This is a genomic window from Vibrio sp. YT-16 (genome assembly GCF_033337405.1).
GTDB classification, from domain to species: Bacteria; Pseudomonadota; Gammaproteobacteria; order Enterobacterales; family Vibrionaceae; genus Vibrio; species Vibrio alginolyticus.
On the sequence record NZ_JAWOQQ010000010.1, the window covers coordinates 155,177 to 165,870 of the forward strand.

Consider the following 10,694-nt stretch of genomic DNA (forward strand, 5'->3'; position numbering starts at 1 on the left):
TATACTGCCTGTCATCTTATTTGCTGGACTCCCATTTTCTCGTTTCAGTTGGTGTCTCACCAAATAGCCGCTTGTAGCTTTGACTGAACTGCCCGAGATGGAAAAAACCAAAGTCAAAAGCGATTTCTGCAATTGTTCGATTATCTTCAGGGCTTTGTAGCACTCTACGTACTTGATTCAGGCGCATTCGATGTATGAACTGCTTTGGGGAAGTATTACAGCAATGTTCAAAGGTGTACTGTAGTGTGCGACGACTGACGTGTACTGCATCACACAGTTCACTGACGGTTATCGGTGTACGGTAGTCTAGATCCTGTAGCTGTTGTTTTATACGGTGCATCACGTGTTGACGATGAGAGATTGATATCGGATGGCTCGTGTGCAGTGAACTGAGTGAGAACAGCTCCAGCACAATATCTTTTAAGATTGCTTGATGTGTGGTTTCAGACCATCTTGGTTTGGCGGAACCAAGTAACATGCCTAAGTAGTATTTAAGTTGTTGAATGTGTTTTTCCGTCAAACCCCTTAAGTGTAATGTGTTGTTTTGGATACTCCCAAGCTCAAGTTGATTTTCTATGATGTGAACGAAGTTTTTGTCGAGCACTATTCCATAGATAGAAAACTGCTCCGGTGTCATTAACTCAAAATCAGCGCCACCTTGCCTAAGCAAAAGTTGGCTTGAATTAAACTGACTGTGATTTAGGTGTAGCGGCTTATTTTCCGCACTCAAACCCAACCAAATACCTCCCTCTTCAACCCTGCATTGCTGTCTTAGCGAGCGGTTACTGTCTTCACGAAATACATGGAAATTGGGAAATCGTCGTTCTCGAATTTGACCTAAAAATCGACCATCGCTGAGTTGGTCATATTCCTGTTGCCAGTTTATCAGACTCGCAGCTTGTTGGTTTGCATCCTTAGTGTGATGGATGCACAGCATTGGTGCAGTTTGGGGCATTTGGTTACTCATCCTTGTGATGCTCATTCCTTTTTTGTGAGTCATGTTGGAGCAGTATTTACATAACTCATTGTTTATTATTGGTTTATAAATGTTGCCAGTTTTTGATAACGCTACGGAACACATTTGGCAATACTTTCTTAAAGCTTATTGATAGTTCAGCAAAAAGCGAACCAAATAGTGAAGAGGAAGAGCAATGACGGCAACTTATCGTCGGCAACAAGGAAGTAAAGTCTATACCTTTAAGTCATTAGCTGACTTGATGGCGAAAGCGACACCGGAGCGCTCAGGCGATGCGTTAGCCGGGGTTTGTGCTCAGTCAGCGGCAGAACGTGTAGTCGCACAAATGGCGCTGTCTGAGTTACCACTTAAAACGTTTCTTAACGAGGCGGTTATTCCATACGAAAGCGACGATATCACTCGCCTAATTATCGATACGCATGACCTTGAAGCCTTTAAGCCGATTGAGCACTTAACGGTTGGAGATTTTCGAAATTGGCTGCTGAGTGAAGAAGCCGATGGTGAAACGTTGGCTAAAATTCGTCAAGGTTTAACACCAGAAATGGTGGCCGCAGTCAGTAAGATTATGCGCAACCAGGATTTGATTCTCGTTGCTAAAAAATGCCAAGTTGTCACGGCTTTTCGGAATACGATAGGTTTGCCGAGTCGCCTGTCTACTCGCTTACAGCCGAATCATCCCATTGATTCTCTCAACGGTATCGCAGCGACCATTTTTGATGGTCTGATGTACGGAAATGGCGATGCGGTTATCGGTATCAATCCGGCAACAGATAATGTACCTCAAGCTATTAAGTTAATGAACTTAATGGATGAGGTGATTCAACACTATCAAATACCGACTCAGTCTTGTGTGTTAACTCATGTCACGAACACGATCGAAGCCATTGAAATGGGTGCACCAGTCGATCTCGTTTTTCAGTCGATAGGCGGCACGCAAGGGACGAATGATACCTTCGGAATCGACTTGTCGATTTTGAAAGAGGCCCACGAAGCCGCGTTGTCTTTGAATCGAGGTAGCGTAGGAAACAATGTGATGTATTTTGAAACCGGACAAGGTACAGCGCTGTCTGCGAATGCATTTCATGGGGTCGATCAGCAGACTTGTGAAGCCCGCGCTTATGCTGTCGCGAAACAGTTCGATCCTTTGTTGGTTAATACTGTCGTTGGGTTTATTGGCCCTGAGTATCTGTTTGATGGCAAACAGATCATTCGTGCTGGGCTTGAAGATCATTTCTGTGGGAAGTTGCTTGGTTTACCTATGGGTTGCGATATCTGTTACACCAATCATGCCTATGCCGATCAGAATGACATGGATAACTTGCTGACACTATTAGGTGTGGCCGAGTGCTCGTTCATCATGGGTATTCCAGGGTCTGATGACATCATGCTCAACTATCAAACTACCTCATTTCACGATGCCCTTTACGCAAGAAAAGTACTCGGTTTGAAGCCAGCACCAGAGTTTGAAAAATGGTTAATGGAGATGCAGATTTTCGAGAGCGTGCAAGACGTTCGGTTAAGTGAGCAAATCTCTCGCTCGTTTTCGGGAGCAATTAACCAACTGAATAAGGGGTATTCTCATGGGTAAAGTAATCACCATTGCTCAGTCCCCACAAGATGAGTCTGGAGTTGTCACACACAACCCTTGGGGCAAGTTACGCGACTTCACCTCTGCTCGGATCGCTCTGGGTCGCAGCGGAAACAGTGTACCAACCAACGAGTTACTCTCATTTCAGCTGGATCATGCCCAAGCTATGGATGCAGTGCATTGCAGTTTGAATATTGAGTCTCTCGTTGCTGGTTTGTCGGACTCTTACTCGATTCTTGAAAATACCTTAGAACCTCCAGTGGTAGTGAGCAGTCAAGTGAGTGACCGGCTTATGTACCTGCAAAGGCCCGATTTGGGAAGGCAGCTCGATGAATCTTCTTGGCAAACGCTCAACTTGATAGCAAATGAGCATAACACTGACATTGATCTTGCGATTGTTATTGCTGATGGACTTTCTTCCGTCGCAATTCAAAACCATGCCGTGCCTGTTGTTACTCGATTGATTTCTCTTTTAAGCGCTGATGATGGACATCAATGGAAATTCGCACCTATCACAATTGTAAAGCAAGGAAGAGTAGCGGTAGGGGATGATGTTGGTGAATGTTTTAACGCCAAGGCCGTGCTGGTTTTAATTGGAGAGAGACCCGGTCTAACTTCTCCGGATAGCATGGGTATGTATCTCACTTGGGGGGCTAAACGAGGCTCTAAAGATTCCCAAAGAAACTGCATTTCCAATGTGCGTCCCCAGGGGCTCAACTATGACGATGCCTGTGAACGCGCATTTTACTTGCTCAAAGAGGCTCGAAAATTACAACTGTCAGGAGTGAATCTGAAAGATCGCTCCGATATCAATGAGCCAAGTGGCGCAAGCGTTGAAGATAAACACAGCGACAACTTTTTAATTTCATCAAAGTAGAAGGATTTACTATGTCTAAACATCAGGAGTACTTGGCCAAAAGGCAGCTAAAAAGAGGCACCGCAGGTTGGATTTTACTTGCTGGCTTAGGTGTCTCGTATGTTATATCTGGTGACTTCGCCGGTTGGAACTTTGGCATAGCTCAAGCAGGATGGGGAGGCTTTCTTATTGCTGCTATCGCGATGGCAGTAATGTATTTCACGCTAGTATTGTCTTTAGCTGAAATGTCTGCGGCTATTCCTGCTGCGGGTGGTGGTTACAGCTTCGCAAGACAGGCGATGGGGCCGACAGGTGGCTTTTTCACTGGCTTATCGGTTTTGATTGAATATGCGCTCGCGCCTGCTGCGATAGTGATTTTTATTGGCTCAGCAGTGAATGAATTGGTTGGTATCGATGGCCCTGTTGTTTACGCACTTTTCTACGCCGTCTTTATCGCTATTCATATGGCAGGGGTTGGCGAAGCTCTCAAAGTAATGATGGTCATCAGCGGTTTGGCTGTGCTAGCTATTCTCATTACTGCTGCTGTGCTTATTGGTCATTTTGATGTTAACAACTTATTCGATATTGCTCCGGCGACGGCTCAGGCAACAGAAATCTTGCCGTTTGGGTGGTATGGCGTATGGGCTGCGTTGCCATTTGCAATGTGGTTGTTTCTTGCGGTTGAAGGTGTGCCTTTAGCGGCAGAGGAGGCAAAAAATCCGGCAAAAGATGTTCCCAAAGGCATCATTGGTGCGATGCTGTTTTTATTGCTAACCGCAACTATCGTAGTCGTCCTTTTGGCTGGTGCGGTTGGCTCAAAGGTCATAGGCGATAGCGCGGTGCCATTAGTTGACGCCCTAAAGCTTACGGGCAATTCAACGGTAGCAATGGCCGTGAACTTACTTGGATTGGCTGGCCTTATCGCTTCTTTCTTTTCAATCATTTATGGTTACAGTCGCTTGGTGTTTGCGCTTTCCCGCGCGGGTTATTTACCGCAAACTTTGTCATTAACCAGTGACAAAAAAGTGCCTTCTCGTGCGCTTTTGGTTCCGGGCGTTTTTGGGTTCTTGGTTTCACTTACGGGTGAGGGGGACTTAATCTTGGCGATGGCTGTTGTCGGTGCGACTGTATCGTACGCATTAATGTCCTTGAGCCATATTTTATTGCGAATTAAACAGCCGGAATTAACTCGTCCATATAAAACGCCTGGTGGGATAATTACTTCGAGTATTTCTCTGGTGCTTTCTTTGATCGCAATGACAGGTGTTTATGCTTTTGATCCCTCGGCCTTTTTCATGACAATGGGATTGTTTCTTATCGGTGGTGTTTATTATGGGTTATACAGCCGCAACAAATTGGTGGCAGCAACCGCCGAGGAAGAGTTTGCCATGCTGTCTGTAGCAGAGCTAGAGCTTGAATCAGATGTCGTACGATAGTCACTCTGATTCTTGTTATTCAGCATATTAAGGGAGCCATAGGCTCCCTTTGTCATTTCTATCAAAAGTGCATAGCGCACAAATGCATCACTTTAACTTTATAAGTGGTTAATCATGTGAAAGTCTAGTCTGGATAACGATGGCGCAGATCCATCACAGGTAAAGGTTAAGTTTTCAAGGAAAGGTCATGATAAATAAGGTATTTAATACACTTTTGGGAACAGAGTTACCGATTATTCAAGCGCCAATGGCCGGTGTGCAAGACAGCCAAATGACCATAGCCGTCAGTAATGTTGGCGGGCTTGGCTCGTTACCTTGTGGAATGCTGAACAAAGACGCCATCGTAAAAGAACTTCAACTTATCAAGCAGGCAACTAACCGACCGTTTAACCTCAATTTCTTTTGCCATGAAATGCCGGAGTATGACGCCAACAAGCACGAAAAGTGGCAACAAACGCTGCAACCGTATTTTTCCGAGGTTGATGCAACCGTTCAGGCTCAGCCAAACGCTCCGACAAGGATGCCTTTCAATCATGATATTGCTGACGCGATTGAACCATTTGCACCGCCAGTGATCAGTTTCCACTTTGGTTTGCCAGACGATGATCTGTTAGCTCGAATTAGAGGGTGGGGAGGGAAGATCCTTTCGTCAGCGACTACGGTGGACGAAGCACTTTGGCTAGAAGCAAAAGGCGTTGACGGTATTATCGCCCAAGGCTTGGAGGCTGGTGGACACCGAGGTATGTTTTTATCGGATGATTTAACTACTCAATTAAGTTTGATTGCGTTATTACCACAAATCGCCAAACGGGTGAATTTGCCTGTTATTGCTGCAGGCGGAATCGCTGATAGAAGTGGGGTGGAAGCCGCGTTGAGATTAGGAGCTAGTGCCGTTCAAGTTGGCAGCGCCTATTTGTTGTGTGATGAGGCGAAAACATCGTCTTTACATCGATATGCCATTGCCAGTGAACGCGCGCAACATACCGCTGTGACCAATGTTTTCTCGGGCCGACCAGCGAGAGGCATTGTGAATCGCGCGATGTCGGAGCTAGGCTACATCAGTAAGTTTGCGCCGAAATTCCCATACGCCTCCATTGAAATGGCTCAACTAAGAGCGCTTATGGAAAAGCAAAACCGAGATGAATTCACACCGTTGTGGTGCGGACAAAACTCGTCGGGTTGTAAGGAAATATCGGCGGCAGAAATGACATTGTCATTAGTGGAAGGCATCGATTTAAACTGATATGCATCTTGCCTTTTAAAGCGATGCTGACTGAATGGTTACGAGTTATCCCTGTATTTATGTAGTAAATCTAATGGGATGTGGCAGTAATCATTCGGAAAGTTTGTGAGTCTGTCTTGGTGCTCATCATCACTTGGCACATAATTTGTGAGTGGCAGTACTTCTACGGCGATCTTGTCGGCGTCCGGTCGTGCTGCGATAAACGCTTTCGCGATGGTGAGATGCTGTTCGTTTTGGCTATAAACACCAGTACGGTACTTCTCACCTACGTCTTCACCTTGCTTGTTAACGCTGTAAGGGTCGATTATCTCAAACAAATACCCCATTAAAGTTTCAACCGAAACTTGCTCAGCATCGAACTGGGTTTTCACGCACTCTGCGTAGCCATCGTATTCGGATTGAGTGTTATCCGTTGTGCCATTTGCTCGCCCGGCTTCTGTGTTGATTACGCCCGGAAGGTGGCGCATAAATTCTTGCACGCCCCAAAGGCAGCCGCCTGCGAAGTAAATTTCTTCCATTACTTTGATCCTAGTCTCTATCGTTGTTGGGATGTAGGGAGTTAACCCCTCTTCTTCCATCCCATTTTCGTTGCCCTATTATCTGTTGATGGGAGCGATATTCGCAAGGTACAGCTTGGCTAATCAGACCACGCGTTTTTTCCTTTTTACTTTCAAGTTCTTTTCATATGAAACATCAGGTGAGTATACTGTAAGCTCATCAATAAGGAGCGAACCTGTGAACCCAAGACAAAATGAAATCCTGCAATTAGTGAACGACCGTAAACGCGTTCAAGTCACAGAGCTTTCTGACATCATTGGCGTGTCGGGTGTGACCATCAGACAGGATTTGAACTTTCTGGAGCAACAGGGCTACCTAAAGCGCGTTCACGGCGCAGCTACCGCGTTGCAAAGTGATGACATTGATGCCCGCCTAGAAGTACGTTTCGATATTAAACAATCGCTCGCAAACCAAGCTGCGGATTTGGTCGCACCGAATGAGACAGTGCTGATTGAAGGAGGCAGTGCGAATGCGTTGTTGGCTCGGACATTGGCTGAGCGCGGCGATGTGACCATTATTACGCCATCGGCGTATATCGCCCATCTCATCCGTAACACTTCTGCCAACATTATCTTGCTTGGTGGCGTGTATCAGCACCAAGGCGAGAGCTTGGTCGGACCGCTGACTAAGTTGTGTATTGAGAACATTCATTTCAGCACGGCCTTCTTGGGTATTGACGGCTTCCATCAAGACACTGGCTTTACTAGCCGCGACATGATGCGCGCTGAGATTGCAGAAACCATCATTGCGAAAAAAAGGCGCAATATTGTTCTAACGGATTCTAGTAAATTTGGGCAAATTTATCCCTCATCAATTGGTAAGACTGACGAAATATCAGTGCTGCTGACTGACAAAGCCGCTCCGAAAAGCGACCTTGAACAAATCAAAAAGCGAGGTGTGGAAGTTATATTAGGCTGATTAAGCCACGCTTCGTTTTCGCTTCGCGAGCATTGCTGTTGGGGAGAAACCGGTGACTAGCATAGTGCCGCTAAGCACTAGAATTGTTCCTATGATGGTGTTAGAGCCGACGGGCTCATCTAGCACCAAGTAGCCCCATAAGATACCAAAAACAGGAACAAGAAAAGTGACAGTCAGTGCTGACGCTGGGCCGATATCAGAAACTAAGCGGAAATAGAGCAAATAAGCGAACCCTGTGCATACAACGCCGAGCGTGACAACAGAGCTCCATTCGAAATGACTTGGTTCTGCACGCATTGGTAAGAATGGTAGCAGCGGCAGTACCCAAATAACCGCCGCCCACATACTGCCGTGAGCATTGTCAAAAGCTGGTACTTGTGGCGCATTTTTAGTGTAGTTGGTAGCAATGCCATAGCTGAAAGAAGCCATCAAACTGGCGGCAATAGGGAGCATGGCTTCTTCACCTATGGTTGAAGTATCTAAGCCGACCAAGACTGCAACGCCTCCTATGCCTATTAGCATACCGAGAACAGATTTCGCTGTGAGTGGGCTGCGGTACCAAACAAAGCCAACTAGTGCTCCCCATATTGGGGCGGTTGAGTTCAATATTGCTAAAGTTGATGCATTCAGTGTCTGGGCTGCGTACGCAAAGAGTAAAAATGGAACTGCGCTATTGAATAAGCCAATAATAAAGAAGTGTTTAGTATGCGCAGTTAACGTGAGTTTCTTCTTCAAATATACGGCGATCAATAACAAAGCGACGGCGGCAAATGTAACTCGAAATTCGATTAAGTAAGCCGGCCCGAATGTGTTGGCGGCGACTCGCATAAACAGAAACGAGCCACCCCAAATAGCAGCGAGGCAGAGTAAGCGAAAAAAACTGACGGCAGTCATTTGACATCCTTGGTCGAGGTCTAGCGCCTCATCGATTAATTGTTGCGCTAACAGTGAATTAAACCAAGGATGAGGTCAACCAGAAATGTAATGCCAGTTCCGGATCTGGCTAGCTTGGGCTCACGTTGATGGTGTGTTGTTGATTTGTGATGACTTAATGGCTCTCTGACCATACTGCGAATTCATTTCCACTCGGTTCAGTGAAGTGGAATCGACAGCCGCCGGGGAATTCGAAAATAGGGCGGATAATTTTTCCACCATGCTGCTCTACTTTTGTCTGAGTGGCCTGAATGTCTGAGCTATAAAATACTAAAAGTGCGCCACCATTTGCGGTTTGGTTTATAAACTCAGATTTGAAGAATCCGCCATCCAACCCTTGTCCTGAAAATGCAGAATATTCTGGACCATAATCGGTAAAGCTCCAGTCAAAAGCACGCTCAAAAAATTGTTTGGTCGCACTGACATTAGTGGAACCAAATTCAACGTAATTCAATTTTTCATGTTGATGCATGGTGAAATCCTTCTCGGTTACTATCGTTTCTAGGCGAACTTTTCTACGATGATGTCGTCCGCTTTCTCGACAAATAATGCGCCATTATCTCTGAGCTCTGTCAGCACATTCTCTACATTATCAGGCAGCACCGCACGAGTTGAAGCAAGATTAACTACCACATTGTAGCCAAGTTCCAGCGCTTGCATGACGGATTTTTTCACGCAAAAGTCTAAGGCAAGGCCACCGATAACTAAGGTATCAATCCCGTTGAACTTTAGAAATTCATGCGCACCTGTCGTTTTGGTGTCGGCAATATCATGGAAAAAAATACCGTAAGGGTGCGCATCAGGATCCATGCCTTTATTAACTTGAAAATCGTAGTCCAACACGGGTGGTAAACCATCTAGCAGCTCAGAACCTGTTGTGCCAAGCACACAGTGACGGTTCCACTTTATATCCACATTCGGTAAACCAACGGGCTCAAGCATGTTGGCTGGCGATTCTGCATCCCACTTTGCTTTTGGTGGGTGTAAGTCACGACTGACCAGTTTTAATCGGCCTTTGGCATGATTGTTCAAAAGCTCCGGTACGATTTCCAACGCACCTGCAACGGGCAGTTCATTTGGACATAACTCACTAAAGCCTTTCTCTGGATCAACGTCGATCACTGCTGTAGTTTGATAGTTTACTCGAACAGTCATGGCAGACTCCTTGTCTGTCTGATTGTCTGCGTTTATCCACGCAAACAGTTTTGAAAAAAGGTTACTTCGTCGCTAGTCAGCGTATATACCATTGCGGGTTTTCCACCTTTGCCTTTGTTGGTTGAAGCGACTTTATTAGTGGGTTTTAGTACGCCTGAATCTATCAAGCGGCGCTTAATCGTCATTCGGCTGATATCAATACCAAACTCTTGATAAGCAGAAATGATGTCCGCAACCAAAAACTCTTTGTCTAATGCAAACAAAAGAACCGATGTGTATTCAATGGATGCACGAAGCTTTTGCCACGCTTTTTCAATGGTTTTTTGATGATCAAATGCGAGGGTTTCTTCTCCATTGAGAATAGCCTGTAGCGAAAACCATTTAAGTTGGCATTCCGGTACACCTGCATTATTTATTTGCTCTACATTGTTACGATCGACTAAGGCGTAGTGCGTAATGTTTAAGCTCCAGTCTTCTGGATCGCGCTTTGGATCACCGTCGATAAACGCTTCGCTAAAATGGCGAGGGTAGGTATGGATTTTCTCACGGCAAATTCGGCGACGCGCCGCTTCAAAGTTTTCATCGGCCGGGCGTCCGCCTTCACTGGTTAAGTCTTTATCAAAGACAAATCCGCCCGGTAGTGCCCAGACTCCATGGTATGGCCGATTTGGATTTGAACGTTTAATCAACAACACTTCCAATCCCTTATCGGCACAGCCAGATAGCCTGAATGGAATAATGTCGACAGATACGATCATGGTTGGGTCCTAATATTGATTTGTAAGTAATCTAGCGCATAACAAGTGGTCAATCAATGGGTAAGTAACGAGTTGTTAGAAACGTTTTCGGTAGTGTTTTTAATACGGTTTGAGCATAAATTTACGGATGACTCTGACTTATTCACAATGCTTGTTCGAATTCTAGACAAAAAAACCTTATAAAAATGAGTGGTTAGTAACAAAAGTTGACAAACTATAGATGGGTGTTTATTGTTTACGCAAATTAGTTAGTAACAAAAAGTTATATACCCA

At 45.4% G+C, this 10,694-nt stretch carries 11 protein-coding genes; 5 read left to right on the plus strand and 6 right to left on the minus strand.

Translation table 11 applies throughout. The features are described from left to right. Positions 1 to 16 precede the first annotated feature (16 nt). Positions 17 to 967 carry a helix-turn-helix domain-containing protein gene (locus R7F07_RS16860; RefSeq protein ID WP_213867554.1) on the minus strand — a complete coding sequence of 317 codons (951 nt, stop codon included), beginning with the start codon at positions 965 to 967 and terminating at the stop codon, positions 17 to 19. A gap of 184 nt (positions 968 to 1,151) precedes the next feature. Between R7F07_RS16860 and R7F07_RS16865 the strand changes: the two genes are divergently transcribed. From R7F07_RS16865 to R7F07_RS16880, 4 genes are all read left to right on the plus strand, one after another. Beyond that, complete coding sequence (locus tag R7F07_RS16865; RefSeq protein WP_213876823.1) at positions 1,152 to 2,564, plus strand: ethanolamine ammonia-lyase subunit EutB; 1,413 nt, start codon at positions 1,152 to 1,154, stop codon at positions 2,562 to 2,564. Continuing rightward, on the plus strand, positions 2,557 to 3,441 hold the full coding sequence (gene eutC / locus R7F07_RS16870) for an ethanolamine ammonia-lyase subunit EutC (RefSeq protein ID WP_171344256.1): 885 nt from the start codon (positions 2,557 to 2,559) through the stop codon (positions 3,439 to 3,441). The genes R7F07_RS16865 and eutC overlap by 8 nt, the downstream gene beginning before the upstream one ends. An 11-nt stretch (positions 3,442 to 3,452) precedes the next feature. Further along, a complete protein-coding gene (gene eat / locus R7F07_RS16875) occupies positions 3,453 to 4,856 on the plus strand; it encodes an ethanolamine permease (protein WP_149192166.1) in 1,404 nt (467 codons plus the stop codon). 187 nt (positions 4,857 to 5,043) lie between these two features. Continuing rightward, positions 5,044 to 6,099, plus strand: coding sequence for an NAD(P)H-dependent flavin oxidoreductase (locus R7F07_RS16880; protein WP_225496493.1), 1,056 nt, complete (start codon positions 5,044 to 5,046; stop codon positions 6,097 to 6,099). Positions 6,100 to 6,137: 38 nt separating this feature from the next. Here the strand turns inward: R7F07_RS16880 and R7F07_RS16885 are convergent, their stop codons facing one another. Further along, the gene (locus tag R7F07_RS16885; RefSeq protein ID WP_005388723.1) at positions 6,138 to 6,617 is read right to left on the minus strand and encodes a peptide-methionine (S)-S-oxide reductase; all 480 of its coding nucleotides are present in this window, start codon (positions 6,615 to 6,617) and stop codon (positions 6,138 to 6,140) included. Positions 6,618 to 6,834: 217 nt separating this feature from the next. On the opposite strand from R7F07_RS16885, the gene R7F07_RS16890 reads away from it, so the two are divergent. Then, on the plus strand, positions 6,835 to 7,575 hold the full coding sequence (locus tag R7F07_RS16890; protein ID WP_017635127.1) for a DNA-binding transcriptional regulator YciT: 741 nt from the start codon (positions 6,835 to 6,837) through the stop codon (positions 7,573 to 7,575). On the opposite strand, the gene R7F07_RS16895 is transcribed toward R7F07_RS16890, so the two are convergent. The 4 genes from R7F07_RS16895 to R7F07_RS16910 form a co-directional block, all read right to left on the minus strand. After that, positions 7,576 to 8,469: a DMT family transporter gene (locus tag R7F07_RS16895; protein WP_005373960.1), complete on the minus strand. Its 894-nt coding sequence runs from the start codon at positions 8,467 to 8,469 to the stop codon at positions 7,576 to 7,578. Between the two features lie 154 nt (positions 8,470 to 8,623). Then, positions 8,624 to 8,980, minus strand: a complete 357-nt coding sequence (locus tag R7F07_RS16900) for a VOC family protein (RefSeq protein WP_042523322.1) — start codon at positions 8,978 to 8,980, stop codon at positions 8,624 to 8,626. Between the two features lie 29 nt (positions 8,981 to 9,009). Continuing rightward, positions 9,010 to 9,663, minus strand: coding sequence for an isochorismatase family protein (locus R7F07_RS16905; protein WP_033906301.1), 654 nt, complete (start codon positions 9,661 to 9,663; stop codon positions 9,010 to 9,012). Between the two features lie 32 nt (positions 9,664 to 9,695). Next, positions 9,696 to 10,421 (minus strand): NUDIX domain-containing protein, encoded by a 726-nt coding sequence (locus tag R7F07_RS16910; protein ID WP_005373953.1) that lies wholly within the window; start codon positions 10,419 to 10,421, stop codon positions 9,696 to 9,698. Between the last annotated feature and the right edge of the window lie 273 nt (positions 10,422 to 10,694).